The organism is Micromonospora sp. NPDC049374 (assembly GCF_040677165.1).
Taxonomy (GTDB): domain Bacteria; phylum Actinomycetota; class Actinomycetes; order Mycobacteriales; family Micromonosporaceae; genus Micromonospora.
Genome location: NZ_JBFAQH010000004.1, coordinates 62102 through 80164, shown reverse-complemented (window position 1 = coordinate 80164; position 18063 = coordinate 62102). Strand labels below are relative to the sequence as shown.

The following is an 18063-nucleotide window of genomic DNA, read 5'->3' as shown; positions in this document are numbered from 1 at the left end:
ACGTGACCATGCATGCCGCTCGAAGTGGCTGCGGACCCGACAAGGAGCGAGGCTCAAGCTGGTGACAGGTGCCGACGTCAGGGACCTCGACCCCGGCGACGGACGGTCTTCCACGCCGAGTGTCGCCCGGGTCCCCGCCTGGCGTCCGACCAACTCCCGGCCGGTCGCCGGGCTACCCGCCCTGGAGCCGCCGCAGAACCAGCTCGCCCTCGACTGGCCCGAGGTCGCCGAACATCTCCGCGAAGGCGTGGTGGTGTGCGGCCCGGACGGGACCGTACGGCACGTCAGCCCGATCGCGCAGCGCCTGCTGCCCGAGGTGGTCGTCGGCGGGACGCTCGCGGCGGTCGAGCCGTTGGCCTCGCTCGATCCATACCTGCGTCATCACGGCCGACGGCTGCGGGTGCGTCGAGTCCCCCTGTCCGGCGGGCGTAGCTCCTGGTACGTCGAGGATGTCAGCGACAGCGACAAGCGGTCCGAGGAACTGGCCGCGGAGCGGTCCAGATCGGCCTTCCTCACCATGGTCGGCGACAAGCTGGGAAACCCGCTGCACCCGGATCGGGCCGCCGCGGCAGTGGTCCGCCTCGCCGTGCCCACTCTCGCCGAGGCGGCGGTGCTGGTGCTGGCGCCCCGCTCCGGACGCGCCCGCTGGTGGCGGGCTCGCCAGGCCGGAGACGACACGCCCACCGTCGACCGCGGCGTCATCGGCGCGACGGAGCTGCCCCCGGCGATCATCGAGAGCCTGCGCGGCAACCAGCCGCATTCCGTCGACTGGCTGGTCGAGCAGGTCGTCGACGCCGGCTGGCTGCCCGGTGTCTCCGCCGCCGAGGTGGCTGCCCGTCTGGTGTCGTTGCCGGGCCGGGACACGCCCGCGGGGGTGCTGCTCGTTGCGCGGGGGAGCGGCGGCTGGTATGGGGAGGACGACCTCGACCTGGTTTGGGCCTTCGCCGCCCGGGCCGGTGCGGCGTTGACCACCGCGCTGCTCTATCGCGAACAGGCGGAGGTGGCCGACATGTTGCAGGCCAGCCTGCTGCCTGTCGAGCCGACGCCGGCACCGGGTGTGCAGTGGGGGACGGCGTACCGTCCAGCCCAGGCCGGCCTGCGCATCGGCGGCGATTTCTACGGTTCGCATCGGCTGCCCGACGGTGGCTCGGTGTTCTTCCTCGGCGACGTCTCCGGTAAGGGGGTCGAGGCGGCGGTCTTCACCGGGCAGCTGCGTCAGTGTCTGCACGCGCTGCACCGGGTCGAGCAGCAACCGGCCAGGCTGCTGCGGCTGCTCAACGACGCGCTGCTGGAGACGACCCTGGCGCACGGCCAGGGCCGGTTCGCCACCATGGTGCTGGGCGTGGTCCGTCCGCACCGCGACGGTGGCCTGCATCTGACGCTGGCCGGCGGCGGGCACCTGCCGCCGTTGGTGCTGCGTTCCTCCGGCGAGGTGGAGCAGTTGCCGCTGAACGGCATGCTCATCGGCGTGGTGCCGGATCCGCGGATCGGTCAGGTCTCCACGCGGCTTGCCCCCGGTGAAACCTGCCTGCTCTACAGCGACGGTGTCACTGAGGCGCGGGGCGGTAGGCGGGGCGAGGAACTGCTCGGCACCGATCGTCTGGTGCAGGCGCTCAGCGGGTGCCACCGAATGCCGGCACCCGCGCTGGCCGAGCGGATCGAGCAGGTGACCTGCGACTGGTTGGCTCAGCGCGACCACGACGACATCGCGGTGCTCGCGCTGCGTGCCGCCGGTGTCGGCGGCCGGCCGCAACGGCATCTGCACGCGGTGCCGACCGTGGCCGGGCCGGACCCGGAGGGGGCCACCGTCCGGTGACCGCCGCGACCCGGGACACCTCGCTCGAGGCCGTCTACCCGGACTATCTGCACTGTCTCGCCGAGGCCGACGAGCACGCCGCCGTCGAGGTGGCGCGCGAACTGCTCGACGCCGGCGTGGCGGCGGATCGCGTTCTCCTCGACCTGGTCGCTCCGGCGCAGGCCGAGGTGGGGGAGCGGTGGGCGCGCAACGAGTGGAGCGTGGCCCAGGAGCACGCGGCGACCCACATCAGCGAGCGCGTGGTGGCGGCGGTCGCCGCGTACGCCGACGTGCGCCCGACCCGCGCCCGGATCGTGGTGGCCTGCATGGACGGTGAGTGGCACGCGCTGCCGGCGCGACTGGTCGCCGAGGTGCTGCGGCTGCGCGGCTGGCAGGTCACCTTCCTGGGGGCCAGCGTCCCGGCCGCACACCTGGTGTCGTACCTGCACCGGTACGACGCGTACGCGGTGGCGCTGGCCTCCGCGTTGCCGATGCGGCTACCGCACGCGCACCGGATGATCGAGGCGTGCCGGCGCGCGGACGTGCCGGTGCTGGTCGGCGGTCGCGGCTTCGGCATGGACGGTCGGTGGGCGCGGCGGCTCGGCGTGCCCTGGGCAGCCAACGCGCCCGCCGCCGCCGACCTGCTCGGCGACGAACGGGCCCTGCGCGCGGCGGTGCCGGTCGACCTGGCACACCTGGCCGACGACGAGTACGCCAGCCTGGTCAACCGACGCGGCGAGCTGGTGGACAGCGCCCTGGCCGAGCTGGCGCAGCGGTTCCCGGCCACCCGCGACCACACTCCGGCCCAGCTGGATTCGACGGTCAGCGACCTCGGATACATCCTGGATTTCCTGGCCGCCGCCCTCTACGTCGACGACGCCTCGCTGTTCACCGAGTTCATCGAGTGGCTGGTGACTATCCTGGACAGTCGTGGGGTGCCGGCCGCGACGGTGGACGCGTCGCTTGCCCACTACGGTCGGTTGCTGCACGACTTTCCCCGGGCGGCGGACCATCTCCAGCGGGGACGCGCGGTACTGCCGACTGCTGACCGGCGAGCCGCCTGACCGCGGCGTGACACGCCGCCCGCCAGGCACCCCTATACTTGCCGCGCAGCAAACGTCTGTCCCGGAACCGGTGCTGATCGTGACCGGCCAGGCCGCAGGGTGTTGGAGGCACGGCCGCGACTTCGCGGACCCGGCGGTCGTCGACCGTCCGGCGATGGGCTAGATTTCCGCCAGCGCGGGGCCGGCAGGTCCCGTCCTGGCCGACCTGAGGCAGGTAGAGATGGGCGCACACACCCTCGCTCCGGTTCGCATCCTCGTGGTGGACGACGACCCGGGCGACGTGCTCATGATCGAGGAGGCCCTGGCCACCTCGGACGTCGAGAAGGTGATCGACGTGGTCGGTGACGGTCAGGAAGCGATGGAGTTTCTCCGCCGCGAGGGCCGGCACGGCGACGCCCAACGTCCGGACGTGATCCTGCTCGACCTCAACATGCCCCGGATGGACGGGCGTCAGGTGCTGGGCGAGGTGAAGGGCGACGAGGACCTGCGGACGATCCCGATCGTCGTGCTGACCACCTCGAACGCGGACACCGACATCATCAGCAGCTACACGCTTCAAGCCAACGCCTACGTCACCAAGCCGATCGACCTGGACGACTTCAACGACGTGGTGCACCGGATCGACGAGTTCTTCGGTCGAGTGGTCGTGCTGCCCAAGCGGGCCTGACCCGCCGTTTCCGGCGGGCCCGACCCGACCACCCGCGTCCGGCTCAGGTCAGGGCCGCCACCACGGTGCCGGCCCGGTCCTCGTGCTGGGCGTAGGCGTAGGGGAAGGCGGAGATCTGCACGGCCTGGGCGGCCAGGGTCAGGCTCATCTGCTGCCATCCGGGTACCTCAAGCAGCGCCTCGTAGAACGCACGGGCCGCGTACGCCGGCCGCATCAGGTCCCGGACGCTGCCCCAACCGCTGCTGGGGCGTTGCTGGAACAGCCCGACGGAGTCGTGGTCCCAGCCGATGGCCTGGTGCGGGTAGTTCTGCGACTCGGGCAGCACGCCGCTGGCGTAGTTGAGCAGGGTGCTCTCCTGCATCGCGGTGGCAACCGCGATCACCAGCCCCTGGCGGGGGATCTTCATATCGACGCCGACGTCCACGATCGCCTTGGCGTTGTCCATCTGTGCCTGGGTGAGCCCGGCGACGGGCCGGGGGCGTGGTGGCTTGGTGGGGGCCTTCTTCTTCGGCTTCGGCTTGGGGGTGGGCGACGGCTTGGCGCTGGGCGAGGCGGTGGGGCTGGCCGGGGTGGGCGTGGGGCTGCGGTCGAGGGATCGGGAGGCCGCCTTCTCCTGGGCGGCGAGCGCGCGGTCGGTGAGTGCCTCGGTCACCGGGGGTGGGGGTACCTCGTCGTCGTGCCTGGCGGCCACGACGGCGGTGGCGCCGAGGCAGCAGGTCACGCCGGTGGCCAGGGCCACCCGGACCGGGGTGGAGGCGAGCACGGCGCGAATGCCGCGGCGCGGTGTCGGCACGGCGCGATGTCGCCCCATCACCCCTTCGGATGATGTGTCGTCGGCCGAAAGGCTCGCCGGTTGCCCGGGGGTCAGCTTCTGGTCGATGTCGTCGTCGGGATGCACCCGCCGAGGCTAGAAAGCCAATCGCCGCCTGCCATCGGCCCGGTTGGTGGCATGCGTCACAATTCGCGGCTATCCGCCAGGTCATTCTCCGCTTACGCCTACATAGCGGTCGAGCAGGGCCTATCCGTCGTGGAGTAAATGTCAGAAATGAGCATATAAAACAGGGCGGAAACGGGATCTTATAGACGTCTATCGGCCCTGTTGGCTGCCTCCCCCGAATGGGCGAGGTTGGGCTCGACCCAATCGAGCCGTCGCGTGGGGCGGTCGGACCATGCGGTGCCCTCCGGCGTCGGTACGCGCAGGCAGGAACCCGGCCGGCTCATCTCACCAGCGGGTCAGTGTCGGCCGTTCTCCGCCGGACTGACCGTGAGCCGGTGCCGGCCGCCGTCCTCGCTGGAGAACGGCCACAGTCGGTCGGCGTGCTCGACCAGTTCGGCGAGCTGCTGGCGACTGAGCCCGACCGACGAGATGGACGCGTGCACGTCGGCCCGGTAACGGCCGTCGTCGTCCCGCCCCAGCTTCGCCTCCGCGCGTACCTGCACGGTGTGCGCCTCGTCGGTGATACCGCCGGCCGCCTCCACCGCCGCATGGTGCAGGCAGGACGCGAACGCGGCGGCCAGCAGCTGCGACGGGGTCAGCCCGGTGCAGTGCGGCGCCAGCGGCGAGGCGAGGGCGGTCGACAGCGCCTCGTCGTCGGTGTGGATGTGACCGCCCTCGGCGGTCGCGGCGGCAACCTCGTTCAGCCAGGAACTCGGCATCGCGTTCCTCCCGTCACTCCTCGCCCGGCTACCCGGGGCCGGACGCGTGAAACCGGAGAATCAACTGCCGTGCCGACTCGACTGGGCGACGGCGACGGCCTCGGTGGCCTCAGCCGCCGCCCGTTCCGTCCACGGGCTCACCTTCGGCGGCCGCTGCCGTGGCATCAGCGGCTCGTGCATCGGCACGTACACCCGGGCGTCGACCGCCTCGGCCAGCAGCAGTGCGGCCACCAGGCTGCTCGGCCGCCGGGTCGGATCGTCGGCGAGGCAGCGCCGGCCCAGGTCGGCCACCTCGGTGGGCAGTCCGGGCAGCTCGGGCAGCGGTCGAGGTGCTCGGCGTGGCTCCCGCCCGAGCAACTGGCTCACGCTGTCCGCCGGGTACGGCAGGCGCCCCGCGAGGCAGTAGTGGAGAAGGACCCCGAGGGCGTAGATGTCGGCCGCCGGGGTCGCCGGGGCCCGGTGCAGCTGCTCCGGCGCCAGGTACGCGGGCGTACCGACCACGACGCCGTCGGGCGCGGTGTCGGCTGCGCCGGCCGGAGTGGCGATGCCGAAGTCCAGCACCTTCACCCCGGACGGGGTGAGCATCACGTTGGCCGGCTTGATGTCGCGGTGCACGATGCCGTGGGCGTGTGCGGCGGCCAGCGCGGCGCTGACCTCCGCGCAGACCCGCACCGCGATCCGCCAGTCCAGCGGGCCGGTGCGCAGGTGCGCAGCCAGGGTCTGCCCCTCGGCCAGCTCCATCACGATGTACGGCAGCTCGTGCCCCACCCCGGTGTCGCAGGTGCCGAAGTCGTGCACGCTTGCCACGTTGGGGTGGACCAGGCGGGCCGCGGAGCGGGCCTCGGCGCGGATCCGCTCCACCGACGCCGTCCCGTCCGGCTGACCGGGCGAGACCAGTTTCACCGCGACCGACCGGTCCAGCACGGTGTCGTACGCCCGCCACACCTCCGACATCCCGCCGATGCCGATGCGCTGTTCGAGCCGGTAGCGCCCGTCCAGCGTACGCATCGACCGCCTCCTGCCCTCATGCTGCTCCGCCGCGGCGCGTGCGGCCGTGGCCTCGGCACGGTACCCCGGCTCCGATCAGGGCAAACCCGCCTCAGACGGCGGCTGGTGCGTTAGCGTGCGAGCCGGGACGCCCGACGCGCCGGGCGGGCTGGAGGCGGAACGTGATGAGTGAGGTGACCGTACGTTTCGTCGGCGGTCCGGCCCACGACCTGGTCCGGTCGTTGCCGGCCGGCCCGGACGGCACCCCGCCGCGGCTGTGGGTACTGCGCCGGCCACAGGAGGCGCCCACGCCGGCAGCGGACCATCTCTACGTGCGGCAGCGACCCGACGGGTCGGGAACCTGGTCCATGCGCTTCGTCCGGACCGACCCGGTCGGTGTGACCGAGTGACACCAGGCCGACCCCGCCCGATGGTGACCGCACAGCTGGCACACAGCAGCCGCACAAGCGGACCCAAGTGCGCGGCACCACCATGGCAACCATGAGGATCGAGGGCGAGGCCGCGCCGGGCCGGGTGGAACTGCGTCGACCGGACGGTGAGCCGGTCCGGGTGCTGGTCGTCGACGACGAGCCGACCCTGACCGACCTGCTGTCGATGGCGCTGCGCTACGAGGGCTGGCAGGTGCGCACGGCAGCCGACGGCATGGCGGCGGTACGGGCCGCCCGGCAGTTCCAACCCGACGCGGTGGTGCTCGACGTGATGCTGCCCGACCTGGACGGGTTCCAGGTGCTGCGCAAGTTGCGGGCGGACAACGACAACGTGCCGGTGCTGTTCCTGACCGCCCGGGACGCGGTCGAGGAGCGCGTCGCCGGGCTGACCGTCGGCGGCGACGACTACGTGACCAAGCCGTTCAGCCTGGAGGAGGTCATCGCCCGGCTGCGCGCGCTGCTGCGCCGCTCCGGCTTCGCGGTGGCCACCCGCCCCGACGCGGTGCTCACCGTGGGTGACCTCACCCTCGACGAGGACAGCCACGAGGTACGCCGGGACGGCCGGCTGATCACCCTCACCGCCACCGAGTTCGAGCTGCTGCGATACCTGATGCGCAACCCCCGCCGGGTGCTGAGCAAGGCGCAGATCCTCGACCGGGTGTGGAACTACGACTTCGGCGGCCAGGCCAACGTCGTCGAGCTGTACATCTCGTACCTGCGGAAGAAGATCGACGCCGGCCGCCAGCCGATGATCCATACGCTGCGCGGGGCCGGGTACCTGCTCAAGCCGGCGGAGTGAGCGGGGTGCGCCGGTGGCTGGCGGGCTGGTCGCTGCGGACCCGACTGGTGATCACCCTGGTGGCACTGCTCGCCGTGGTCAGCCTGGCCATCGGCGGCCTCACCACCCTGGCGCTACGACAGTTCCTGATCTCCCGGGTGGACGAGCAGTTGCGCTTCGTGCCCGGAGGGCGACCCAGCGCCCCATGGGAACCCGGCCCGGGCACGGGCCCGTGGGGCGACGTGCGGGTGCCACGCGGCTTTCCGCCCGGCACCATCAGCGCGCAGGTGGTCGACGGCCGGGTCACCGAGGCGTGGACGCTTGTCGGCCGGCAGGAACAGTCGGTACCGGTCGACGAGGTGGGCGAGCTGGCCGACGTGCCCACCGACGGTCGGGCGCACAGCCTGAGCCTGGGGGAGCGGGGCGGCTACCGGGTGGTGGCCCGGCAGTCGGCCACCGGGACCGTGCGGGTGCTGGGCGTGCCGCTGGCCGGCGTGCAGGAGACCGTGTGGGCGATGGTGGCCGCGCAGGCCGGGGTCACCGTCGTCGGCCTGCTCGTCGCCGGCACCGCCGGGGCGCTGATCGTACGGGTCACGCTGCGTCCGCTGCGCCGGGTCGCCGCCACCGCCGCCCGGGTCAGCGAACTACCGCTCGACCGGGGCGAGGTGGCGCTCTCCGAACGGGTCCCGGCCGCCGACACCGACCCGCGTACCGAGGTCGGGCAGGTCGGCTCCGCGCTCAACCGGATGCTCGGCCACGTCGCCGCCGCACTCGCCGCCCGGCAGGCCAGCGAGACCCGGGTACGCCAGTTCGTCGCCGACGCCAGTCACGAACTGCGTACGCCCCTCGCGGCGATCCGGGGCTACGCCGAGGTGGCCCGCCGGGGTCGCGACGAGGTGCCGCCCGACGCGGCCCACGCGCTGCGCCGGGTCGAATCGGTGAGCACCCGGATGACCAGCCTCGTCGACGACCTGCTGCTGCTGGCCCGGCTGGACTCCGGTCGACCCCTGGCGGTCGAGCCGGTCGACCTCACCGCACTTGTGGTGGACGCGGTCAGCGACGCGCACGTGGCCGGCCCCGAGCACCGCTGGCAGCTCGACCTGCCCGAGACGGTCATCCGGGTGCCCGGCGACCCCGCGCGGCTGCACCAGGTGCTGGCGAACCTGCTGGCCAACGCCGGGGTGCACACCCCACCCGGCAGCACCGTCACCACCAGCCTGCGCCGGGCCGGCGACGCCGCCGAACTCAGCGTCACCGACGACGGTCCCGGTGTACCCCCCGAGCTGCGGCCCGAGGTGTTCGAACGCTTCGCCCGCGGCGACAGCTCCCGGTCCCGTGCCCACGGCAGCACGGGCCTCGGCCTGGCCATCGTCGCCGCCGTGGTGGAGGCCCACCACGGCACCGTCGCCCTGGACTCCCGGCCGGGCCGCACCGTGTTCACCGTCCGGCTGCCGAACTCGGAAACTTCTTGATCAACCGGAGCGTCGGGGTGGAGTGGGGGTGCGGAGGGCATGGGGGGTTTGGGGAAATGGGGGTGTGAAGTGTGTTGTTGTGCCCGACAGGTGGCAATTGGCAGCGTACGGTGGCATGGTCCGGCCAGGCCGTCTGAATCCGTAATGTGAGCTTATGGCGGTTGGTGTCGGTGTCGTGACGGCAGAGGGAAGGAGCGGTCGGTGAACCACCTGGCCTACCTGGACGCGGGATCCGGCAGCCTGATCGTGCAGGCGGTGGTCGGCGGGATCGCCGGGGTCGCGGTGGCAGCCAAGCTCTACTGGCGCAGGCTCGTCAACCGGTTCCGCCGTCAGCCCACCGACCAGAGCTGACCCGAGCCGATGGTGATCCCAGACCTGGGCCGGTCGCCGCGACCGGCCCCCCTCGACGTCGACCCTCGACCAGAGCCCGGTTCCTTCCGCGACCCGGCCAACCGGGTGTTCCACGCCGGCGACGACGTGCTGCGCGCGCTCGACCGGACCGCCGCCGCCGACTGGCGCGCCCTCGTCGCCAGCAGTTTCTTCCCACCACTGCTCGCCGCCGGCAAGGTCTGCGGCACCGAGGAACTGCCGGCGGAGTCGCCGTTGCGGAAACTGCCGAAAGGTTCGGCGTCGTCGGGCTGGGCGACGGTGCTGCGGCACGAGCGCGTCCCGTTCGTCTCACACCCGTACGAATGGTCCTTCGCCATGCTGCGCGACGCCGCGCTGCTGCACCTGGAGATCCTCCGAGCCGCCCTGCCGGCGGGCTTCACCACGAAGGACGGCTCGGCGTACAACCTTCAGTGGCGCGGCACCGAGCCGGTCTTCATCGACGTCGGTTCCTTCACACCGCTGCGCGACGGCGAACCCTGGGCCGGCTACCGGCAGTTCTGCCAGACGCTGCTCTACCCGCTGATGCTCAACGCCCACCTGGGGCTGGCCTTCCAGCCCTGGCTGCGGGCCCAGGTCGACGGCATCGAGCCGGAGCAGATGGGCCCACTGTTCCGGGGCACCCGTCGGCTGCTGCCCGGGGTGCTCACCCACGTCCACCTGCACGGCTCAGTGCAGCGTCGCAGCGCCGCCACCAGCACCGCCGACGTACGCGCCCAGTTGCGTGACGCCGGGTACACCCGTGAGCTGGCCGTGGCCACCGCGCGGGGGCTGGAGAAGCTCGTCCGCCGCCTGGACCATCAGCCGCCGGCCACCCACTGGGTCGACTACCAGCACACCTGCGGCTACTCCGGCGACGACCGGGCGGGCAAGGAGCGCTTCGTGGTCGCCGCGCTGAGCGCCACCGGTCGGCGCCGGCTCGTGCTCGACCTGGGCGCCAACGACGGACGGTATGCCCGTCTCGCCGCCCGGCACGCCGACTACGTGGTCGCCGTCGAGCAGGACCCGGCGGTGGTCGACCGGCTGTACCGCACCCTGCGGGGCGAAGGTGAACGGCACGTGCTGCCGCTGGTGATGGATCTGGCCGACCCGTCCCCCGGCGGTGGCTGGCGCGGCATCGAGCGGGCCTCGTTCGCCGCCCGGGCCAACGCGGACACCGTGCTCGCGCTGGCCCTGGTGCACCATCTGGCGATCGGACGCAACGTGCCGCTGCCGGAGGTGGTGGCCTGCCTCGCCGGGCTCGTCGCACCCGGCGGCCGGCTCGTGGTCGAGTTCGTCCACCCGGACGACCCGATGGCCGCCCGGCTGCTGGCCAACAAGCCCGACGGCATCTTCCCCGACTACCGGCGGGACGCCTTCGAGGCCCTGCTCGCCGGCCACGGCACCGTCGAGGACCGGCTGGAGCTGCCCTCGGGTACCCGAACCCTGTACCGACTGGCGCTTCCGTGACCGACCGCTCCACCACCGAGGCCGGCGCGCGCGGACCCGGTGCCGCACGCTCGGGTGCCGCGACCGGCGACGATCCGGTGCCGGAGGGATCCACCACCACCGGTACGACCGGGGAGACGGTACGTCGCCGGTGGTGGGGTTGGGGCGGCTGGCGGGCCGAGGGCCGGCGGCTGCTGGAGGTCACCGCGCTGGTCGGGCTGGTGATCACCCAGCCGCTGCTGGACATCCTGGGCCGCAGCCCGGACTTCTTCCTGTTCCACCGGGCCGACCGGGGCGAGATCCTGCTGCTGGTGGCCCTGGTCGCGGTGCTGCCGACGGTGGCGCTCGGGCTGCTGGGCCTGCTCGCCGGCCTGGCCGGAGCCGCGGCGCGGACGGTGACCCACAGCCTGCTGCTCGGGCTGCTGGTCGCCGCACTGGCGGTGCAGGTGGGCCGGCACACCACACCGCTGCGGGGCGTACCGCTGCTACTTGTGGCTCTGGCCGTCGGTGCCGCCGCAGCCGTCGTCCACCGGCGTTGGGCGACCCTCGGCCGGGTGCTGCGCCTGGCGGCCGTCGGCCCGCTGGTCTTCGTCGCGCTGTTCGTGTTCGCCTCGCCGACCGGGCCGGTGGTGCTGCCGCTCGGCGACGGCGGCGTGGCGGGCACGGCGACCGGCAACCGGCACCCGCCGGTGGTCATGCTGATCCTCGACGAGCTTCCGCTGGTCTCCCTGCTCGACGCCGCCGGTGGCGTCGACGCGACCCGGTTCCCGCACTTCGCCGAGCTGGCCGCCGCCTCGACCTGGTACCGCAACGCGACCGGGGTCAGCGGATGGACCCCGTACGCGCTGCCGGCGATGCTTACCGGCCGCTACCCGGCGGAGCCGTTCGCCCCGCACTACTCGCACTACCCGGACAACCTCTTCACCGCCTTCGGTGGGCTGTACGACATCCGCGCCGAGGAGAGCATCACCCGGCTCTGCCCACCGAGCCGCTGCGAGCGGCCGGTCACCCCGGAACAGGGGATCGGCGTGCTGGTCCGCGAGACGGGAGAGCTGCTGCGCCAGGTGACCGCGCCGCACGACAGTCGGATCGACCCGGAGGACTCCTACCGCGAGCGCACCGCCGAGGAGGCCGGTATCGACGCCGCCGAGCCGGTGCCGACCGACCCGAAGTTCCGCTGGGACAGCCTCAACGTCAACCAGCCGGCCCGGTTCACCAGCTTCCTCAACGGCCTGACCCCGTCGGCCCGACCGACACTGCACTTCCTGCACCTGCTGATGCCGCACTCGCCGTGGGCGTTCCTGCCGTCCGGGGCACGGTACGAGGCCCCGGAGGACTTTCCCAACGAGGGTGACGGCTGGGTGGACCTGGCCCGTGCCCGGCACCTCGCCCAACTCGGCTACACCGACCGGCTGATCGGCGAAACCGTGCGTACGCTGCGCGCCGGCGGACTGTGGGACGAGGCGCTCGTGGTGGTCACCGCCGACCACGGGGTCAGTTTCACCAAGGGTGTGCAGGGACGCGGCGAGGACGCGATCCGGGCCGCCGCCGACGAGGTGGCCTGGGTGCCGCTCTTCGTCAAGACACCCGGCCAGCGCAGCGGGCGGGTCGACGACCGCAACTGGCAACACGTCGACCTGCTGCCGACGATCGCCGACGAGGCCGCCATCCGGTTGCCCTGGCGGGTCGACGGCCGTTCCGCCCGGCAGGCACCCCGCACCGACGCGGGCAAGGTCTTCTACGACCGGCCGTCCCAACCGATGCCGATCAGCGGCGGAGTGCCGGCCGCGCCGCCACCGGCAGCACCGCATCGGCTGGTCGGTACCGCCGTGGGCGCGGTACCGGCCGCCGGCAGCGCCCGGGTCGGTGGACTGGGTGCCTTCCGCGCCGTCGATCCCGACGAGGGCGTGCTGCCCGGCATGATCTGGGGCACCGTCGACGACGACGTCCCCGACGGCACCGAACTGGCGGTGGCCGTCAACGGCACCGTCGCGACGGTGGTCCCGGTGGTCGCCCCGGATCCGGGCGGCCGGCGCTTCGCGGCGTTGCTCGCCGACGATCGGCTCTTCCGGGCCGGCGCCAACCGCCTCGACCTCTACCTGGTCGGACACGACGGCCGCCTGCGTCAGCTGTCGGTCTCCTGACCGGTCGGGCCGGCCGACGGTTCAGCGGCTACCGGTCCTCGCTCGCGCTCTCACTCACGTCGCCTGGTTGCACGCTACGTATGACTTTCGTACCTGTCCGTCCCGGTCGTCGGGGTTTCCCCGCGCTTCGGTCGGGAATCGGGTGACGCATGCCTCACCGCCGAACCACGAGCGGCGGTGTTGCCGCAACCGCAATTACGGTAGAAGCGAAGGCAATTCAACGTAGATCTGCCGGCGAAGCGAGGAACCACATGACGGAAGTCAAGCTCGATCACCCCGGCGGGCAGCTGTCGATGCCGGTACATTCCGCGGTCGAGGGCCCCGCCGGGATCGGTGTGGGCAAGCTGCTGAAGGAAACCGGGCTGACGACGTACGACCCGGGGTTCGTCAACACCGCCGCCTGTTCGTCCGCGATCACCTACATCGACGGTGATGCGGGCATCCTGCGTTACCGTGGCTACCCCATTGAACAGCTGGCCGGGAAGAGCTCCTTCCTGGAGGTCTCCTACCTGCTGATCTACGGTGAGCTGCCGACCACCCAGGAGCTGACCGAGTTCACCGAGCGGATCCGCCGGCACTCGTTGCTACACGAGGAGATGCGGCGCTTCTTCGACGGCTTCCCCCGGGAGGCCCACCCGATGGCGGTGCTCTCCTCGGCCGTCAGCGCCATCTCCACCTTCTACCAGGACAGCCTCGACCCGTTCGACGCCGAGCACGTGGAGATGTCCACGGTCCGGCTGATGGCGAAGGTGCCCACCATCGCCTCGTACGCGTACAAGAAGGCGATCGGGCAGCCGCTGCTGTACCCGGAGAACTCCCTGGGTTACGTGGAGAACTTCCTGCGGATGACGTTCGGCGTGCCGGCGGAACCGTACGAGGTCGACCCGGTGATCGCCCGGGTGCTGGACATGCTCTTCGTGCTGCACGCCGACCACGAGCAGAACTGCTCCACCTCGACGGTGCGGCTGGTGGGCTCCAGCAACGCCAACCTGTTCGCCTCGGTCTCGGCCGGCGTCAACGCCCTGTTCGGCCCGCTGCACGGCGGCGCCAACCAGGCGGTGCTGGAGATGCTGGAGCGGATCCAGGCCGACGGCGGCGACGTGCAGTCGTTCGTCCGCAAGGTGAAGGACCGCCAGGACGGCGTCAAGCTGATGGGCTTCGGGCACCGGGTCTACAAGAACTACGACCCGCGGGCCGCGATCGTGAAGAAGGCGGCGCAGGACGTGCTCGGCCGGATGGCCAAGCCGGATCCGCTGCTGGACATCGCGATGCAGCTGGAGGAGATCGCCCTCGCCGACGACTTCTTCGTCTCGCGCAAGCTCTACCCGAACGTCGACTTCTACACCGGCCTGATCTACAAGGCCATGGGTTTCCCGACGAAGATGTTCACCGTGCTGTTCGCCCTGGGCCGGCTGCCGGGCTGGATCGCCCAGTGGCGCGAGATGATCAACGACCCGGAGACCAAGATCGGCCGCCCGCGGCAGGTCTACACCGGTGCCGCCGAGCGGAACTACCTCCCCGTCGAGCAGCGCTGACCGCGAGCAACCCGACGCAGCCCTCACGACGACGGCCGCCGCACCCGGATCACGGGTACGGCGGCCGTCGTCGTGCCAGGCACGGTTCTGCGGGGCAGGGTCATGTCGAGCAGCACCAGGTCGACCGGACCGCGGGCCACGCCGGTGTCCCGGGTCAGTCGACGGCGGCCTTCAGCACCCAGGACGTCACCCGGGGATGGCCGGCCAGCTCGGCCCGGCCGGTGCACCAGAGCAGCACATCGACCGGATCCCCGGCTGGGGCCTGTGGAAAGAGCCGGGCGAGCACCGCCGCGCACAGCTCCGCCGGCGGCCGCCAGTCGATGCCGAGCCCCTGGGTGATGTCCCAGGTGTGCACGAGCGTCTCGTTGACCCCGAGTGCGGCGAAGCCACCCGGGTCGGTCGCCCCCCAGTGCCAGCCACGGGTGGCCGGATCCGCAGCGCCGACCGCGTCGCTCAACAGCCGCCCGCAGGCGGTGACCACGGCGAGGACATCGCGCGGCGCGGCGTCGTCCCGGACGACCAGGTCGAACGGCAGGTACGCGTCGGTCGGGCGGGCTGCGACCTGACCCGCGTACGCCAGCAGGTCGTGGGCGACGTGGACTGCCGTCGTCCAGCAACTCCACTCCAGCGTGCCCGCCCGGTGCTCACGCCAGTCCCGCGACACGTGCGGCGTGAGCGTCCGCACCATCTCGGTCACCGCCTGGTCGACTTCGCCACCATCCATCCCCGTCATGTCCACCATGCTGCCAGTCGCCCTGCCGGCCGGCGGCCCCGTCGGGTGCGGGGCAGCCGTACCCACCGGGTGAGCGGTACGGTGCCGCCCATGAGTCAGCAGGTGCGGGTCCGACCAATCTCGCTCGGTGGGCGCGTGGTGCTGACGGCCCAACTGCTGATGCTGGCCGCCGCGCTGATCGGCAGTCTCGGTGTGCTGCTCGCGGCCGCGCTGCGCGTCGACGACCTGCCGGCGCTGCTGAGCCCGGGGGTGGAGCGGTTGGGCGATCCGAAGGACTCCCTTCCGCCGGTCGGCCCCGACTCGGCGTGGAATCCACTGCTCTGGGTCTTCGAACTCAGCCGCGTGGTGGCGATGTTCGTCCATCCGCTCGCCGCGGTGGCCGTGCTCCTCGGGCTGGTGTCCCTCGTCCGCACCTGGCGGGTCGGCGATCGGTCGACCTTCCGCTGGCTCGCGGTCAGCACGACCCTGTGGTGCGCGACAGCGGTCCTCGCGCTGACCCCGTACGGCACGCAACTGCACCACTGGCTGCTCGACTAGGGGTTTGTCGACGGCGGTCGTGAGCGAGTGCTGTCGGTCGGGATTGCTACCGTCCGGCATTCGCTGGAGTCGATCTGGGCGACACGTCCCGCAGGGGCCACCGGCTGGCAAGAGAGGGGAGGCACGGCATGGTTGACGAGGAGAAGAGCGCACTGTCGATGTTCCTGAAGGCGCAGCGGGCAAGCGTCCTCGCGATCATTGACGGGCTCGACGTGACGGCCCTGACCACCGCCGTGCTGCCCTCCGGGTGGACGCCGCTGGGCCTGGTGGAGCACCTCGGCTACGCCGAGCGGCACTGGTTCCAGGAGATCATGTTCGGCTCGGCCGTCCCGCTGGTCTGGCCCGACGACGACCACGCGCCGCTGACCACGCCCCGACCGCCGTCGGTGGTGCGGGAGTTCTACCGCGCCCAGTGCGAGCGGTCCGACGCCGTCCTCGCCGCCACGCCGCTGTCCGCCCCGGTACGCGAGCGGCACCCCGGTCCGCTCGCAGACGAGGTCACCGACCTGCGGCGCGTCGTCCTGCACATGATCGAGGAGACCGCACGACACGCGGGTCATCTCGACGCGGCGCGTGAGCTGCTCGACGGCAGGACCGGTCTCGGGCCCCGATAGCCGCCACCCCGGTCAGGCGCCGCTCGACCCCCGGTCGGGTCGGCGGCCCGACCCGGCCGAGGACCAGGTCGGGCCGACTGCGAGCGCGATGCAAGCGCGTCGACGGACGCAGCGGTCAGCGCAGGCCGGCGGCGGCGAGCAGGTTGCCCGCGGGGATCGCCGGGAGCGCCCGCCCGTACGCCATCTGCCGGGCCGCGCGTTCGGCGGTGAACGCCGGTGCCTGGGCGATCGCCGAGGCGTACGTGGAGGCGGTGCGGCTGGCGATGGCCGCCCAGCCGTACTGCTCGTGCACCATGACGCGGGCCCGGCGGGCCAGCGTCCGGGCGCGTTCGGCGTCGGCGAGCAGGGTGTGCACCGCGTCGGTCAGCGCGTCCGGATCGTGCGGCCGGAAGGTCACGCCGGTGACGCCCGGCTCGACGATCTCGGCCAGCCCACCGGTCTCGGCGACCGCCAGCGGCGCACCGGCGGCGGCGCCCTCCAGGGCGACCATGCCGAACGGCTCGTAGATGCTGGGCACCGCGAAGCAGTCCGAGGCGGCCATCACCGCGGGCAGGTCGGTGCCGCCGAGGAAACCGGGCAGGCTGACGGTGCCGGCAAGGCCGAGCCGGTGCACGTGGGCCTCCAGTTCACCCCGGTACGGCCCGTCGCCGACGATCACCGCACGCAGCCCCGGGTGCCGCTCCCGCAGCCGGGGCAGCCCGGCGATCAGGTGCTGCACGCCCTTCTCGTACACCAGCCGGCCGGCGAAGGTGACAAGCGGGCCGTCCCCGGCGAACCGGGCACGCGCCTTCGCCACGGCGGCGGCGGAGACCCGCCAGCGGTGCGGCTCGACCCCGTTGGGCACCACGTCGACCCGGCCGGTCGGCACGCCGAACAGGCCGGTCACCTCGTCGCGCATGTAACCGGAGCAGACGATGACCCGGTTCGACTCGCCGCCCAGCCAGTGTTCGACACCGTGGATGGTGCGGTTCATCTCCTCGGGCAGCCAGCCCTGGTGTCGGCCGGCCTCGGTGGCGTGGATGGTGGTGACGAGGGGGAGGTCGAGGTGGTCGCGCAGGGTCATCGCGGTGTGCGCGACTAGCCAGTCGTGGGCGTGGATCACGTCGTAGCCGCCGGTGGCGGCGGCGCGCAGCGCGGCCCGGGTCAGGGTGTGGTTGAACGCCATCGTCCAGGCCAGCAGCGAGCCGGTGGCCAGCGGGAAGGTCACCGGGTCCTCGGCGGCGCGCACGACGCGCACCCCGTCGACGTACTCCTCCAGCGGGGCGCCGTCGGCGTGGCGGGTGACGACCGTGACCTCGTGTCCGGCGGCGGCCAGGGCCACCGACAGCGCGTGCACGTGCCGACCGAGACCGCCGACGAGCACCGGCGGGTACTCCCACGACAGCATCAGGATGCGGCGGGCCTGCGACCCGGCGGCGGGGCCGGACTGCGCTGGGACCTGGGGTCGCGAGGTGAGCGTGGGGCGGTGGACGCGGTCCGGAGCGGTGGCGGTACGTCCGCCGACCCGCAGGGTGGTCACATCAGTCTCCATCCGTGCAGGGAGGAACGCGCCGACGTCGGTGGCGGCGAGCGGGCAGGGTTGGGTTTCGGACACGCGTGAACGCGCCGGCGGTGCGAGGATCTGGTAGGCGCGCGGACAACGCGCCCGCGAACAAGGAAACGTCATGACGGCCGATCCCGCATCTCGAAGAGGGCGTCAGTGACCGACGACACCGCAGGGTTCATCTCGGCTCAGTCGGGCGGATACCGGGCATTCACCCGATCGGATGGATTGGCGGTGGACCGTGCGGGGCATTACCGCCGCGCGCATCACCGGG

At 72.3% G+C, this 18063-nt stretch carries 17 protein-coding genes; 12 read left to right on the top strand and 5 right to left on the bottom strand.

Annotated elements, in window-relative coordinates; translation table 11 throughout:
• Positions 1–61: 61 nt before the first annotated feature.
• From AB0J93_RS08685 to AB0J93_RS08675, 3 genes are all read left to right on the top strand, one after another.
• Positions 62–1816 carry a PP2C family protein-serine/threonine phosphatase gene (locus AB0J93_RS08685; RefSeq protein WP_363919627.1) on the top strand — a complete coding sequence of 585 codons (1755 nt, stop codon included), beginning with the start codon at positions 62–64 and terminating at the stop codon, positions 1814–1816.
• Positions 1813–2859, top strand: coding sequence for a B12-binding domain-containing protein (locus tag AB0J93_RS08680; protein WP_363919625.1), 1047 nt, complete (start codon positions 1813–1815; stop codon positions 2857–2859). Before AB0J93_RS08685 ends, AB0J93_RS08680 begins: the two co-directional genes overlap by 4 nt.
• Before the next feature lie 220 nt (positions 2860–3079).
• Positions 3080–3526 (top strand): response regulator, encoded by a 447-nt coding sequence (locus tag AB0J93_RS08675; RefSeq protein WP_363919623.1) that lies wholly within the window; start codon positions 3080–3082, stop codon positions 3524–3526.
• A gap of 43 nt (positions 3527–3569) precedes the next feature.
• On the opposite strand, the gene AB0J93_RS08670 is transcribed toward AB0J93_RS08675, so the two are convergent.
• The 3 genes from AB0J93_RS08670 to AB0J93_RS08660 form a co-directional block, all read right to left on the bottom strand.
• Positions 3570–4424, bottom strand: coding sequence for a hypothetical protein (locus AB0J93_RS08670; protein ID WP_363919621.1), 855 nt, complete (start codon positions 4422–4424; stop codon positions 3570–3572).
• Positions 4425–4759: 335 nt separating this feature from the next.
• Positions 4760–5182 (bottom strand): OsmC family protein, encoded by a 423-nt coding sequence (locus AB0J93_RS08665; protein WP_093402731.1) that lies wholly within the window; start codon positions 5180–5182, stop codon positions 4760–4762.
• A gap of 60 nt (positions 5183–5242) precedes the next feature.
• Entirely contained in the window at positions 5243–6190 is a 948-nt protein-coding gene (locus AB0J93_RS08660; RefSeq protein WP_363919619.1) for a serine/threonine-protein kinase, read from the bottom strand.
• Positions 6191–6354: 164 nt separating this feature from the next.
• On the opposite strand from AB0J93_RS08660, the gene AB0J93_RS08655 reads away from it, so the two are divergent.
• The 7 genes from AB0J93_RS08655 to AB0J93_RS08625 all read left to right on the top strand — a co-directional run bounded on the left by AB0J93_RS08655 (position 6355) and on the right by AB0J93_RS08625 (position 14362).
• Entirely contained in the window at positions 6355–6579 is a 225-nt protein-coding gene (locus AB0J93_RS08655) for a hypothetical protein (protein WP_099846198.1), read from the top strand.
• A 91-nt stretch (positions 6580–6670) separates the two neighbouring features.
• Positions 6671–7417 (top strand): response regulator transcription factor, encoded by a 747-nt coding sequence (locus tag AB0J93_RS08650; RefSeq protein WP_363919617.1) that lies wholly within the window; start codon positions 6671–6673, stop codon positions 7415–7417.
• 17 nt (positions 7418–7434) lie between these two features.
• Positions 7435–8868, top strand: coding sequence for an ATP-binding protein (locus AB0J93_RS08645; RefSeq protein ID WP_363920231.1), 1434 nt, complete (start codon positions 7435–7437; stop codon positions 8866–8868).
• A 201-nt stretch (positions 8869–9069) separates the two neighbouring features.
• Positions 9070–9219 carry a hypothetical protein gene (locus tag AB0J93_RS08640; RefSeq protein WP_363919615.1) on the top strand — a complete coding sequence of 50 codons (150 nt, stop codon included), beginning with the start codon at positions 9070–9072 and terminating at the stop codon, positions 9217–9219.
• Between the two features lie 9 nt (positions 9220–9228).
• Positions 9229–10704 carry a class I SAM-dependent methyltransferase gene (locus AB0J93_RS08635; RefSeq protein WP_363919613.1) on the top strand — a complete coding sequence of 492 codons (1476 nt, stop codon included), beginning with the start codon at positions 9229–9231 and terminating at the stop codon, positions 10702–10704.
• Positions 10701–12827 carry a sulfatase-like hydrolase/transferase gene (locus tag AB0J93_RS08630; protein WP_363919611.1) on the top strand — a complete coding sequence of 709 codons (2127 nt, stop codon included), beginning with the start codon at positions 10701–10703 and terminating at the stop codon, positions 12825–12827. The genes AB0J93_RS08635 and AB0J93_RS08630 overlap by 4 nt, the downstream gene beginning before the upstream one ends.
• A 251-nt stretch (positions 12828–13078) precedes the next feature.
• Complete coding sequence (locus AB0J93_RS08625) at positions 13079–14362, top strand: citrate synthase (protein WP_363919609.1); 1284 nt, start codon at positions 13079–13081, stop codon at positions 14360–14362.
• A gap of 154 nt (positions 14363–14516) precedes the next feature.
• On the opposite strand, the gene AB0J93_RS08620 is transcribed toward AB0J93_RS08625, so the two are convergent.
• Entirely contained in the window at positions 14517–15086 is a 570-nt protein-coding gene (locus AB0J93_RS08620; RefSeq protein ID WP_363920229.1) for a hypothetical protein, read from the bottom strand.
• Positions 15087–15185: 99 nt separating this feature from the next.
• Here AB0J93_RS08620 and AB0J93_RS08615 point away from each other — a divergent pair, with 99 nt between their 5' ends.
• A complete protein-coding gene (locus AB0J93_RS08615) occupies positions 15186–15632 on the top strand; it encodes a hypothetical protein (RefSeq protein WP_363919607.1) in 447 nt (148 codons plus the stop codon).
• Positions 15633–15760: 128 nt separating this feature from the next.
• Positions 15761–16246 carry a DinB family protein gene (locus AB0J93_RS08610; RefSeq protein ID WP_363919605.1) on the top strand — a complete coding sequence of 162 codons (486 nt, stop codon included), beginning with the start codon at positions 15761–15763 and terminating at the stop codon, positions 16244–16246.
• Positions 16247–16361: 115 nt separating this feature from the next.
• Here the strand turns inward: AB0J93_RS08610 and AB0J93_RS08605 are convergent, their stop codons facing one another.
• The gene (locus AB0J93_RS08605) at positions 16362–17765 is read right to left on the bottom strand and encodes a glycosyltransferase family 4 protein (RefSeq protein ID WP_363920227.1); all 1404 of its coding nucleotides are present in this window, start codon (positions 17763–17765) and stop codon (positions 16362–16364) included.
• Positions 17766–18063: the final 298 nt, after the last annotated feature.